We start from the raw sequence: 312 nt of genomic DNA, 5'->3' as shown, positions 1-312 counted from the left end.
CCAGCCAAAGGCGTCTTGATTCGTAAGCTCGGCGCGAATGGTGTTTACTCCAGCCTTCCAGTGAACGGGAATGGTGGCGTGATTGCTCCGAATCCGTCCATCACTTGCGGGAGGGCTCCATCGCCAGTTCCTGCTACCGAAAAAATAGACTGTAGCTTTTTTACCGTATTCATCGTCATTAATAATAGGAAATGAACGATTTGTATGGAGAGAAACTGTTCATGGAGGTATAAAGCGAATGAAAACGGCGAAGTGCAGAAGGTGGCTGATTGCCATTTTTGCGTTCCTGCTCCTAATAGCGGGAGGTCCTAG

1 protein-coding gene is annotated in these 312 nt (G+C 48.4%); it reads left to right on the top strand.

Features of this window, described 5'->3' with window-relative positions; all coding sequences use genetic code 11:
- A partial coding sequence (locus tag SB775_RS28435; protein ID WP_410864526.1) for a hypothetical protein occupies positions 1 to 195 on the top strand: 195 nt, incomplete at its 5' end.
- Positions 196 to 312: the final 117 nt, after the last annotated feature.

The organism is Peribacillus sp. SIMBA_075, assembly GCF_046534585.1.
Note: the sequence above shows the minus strand (reverse complement) of the source record. Positions and strands in the feature narration are given on the sequence as shown.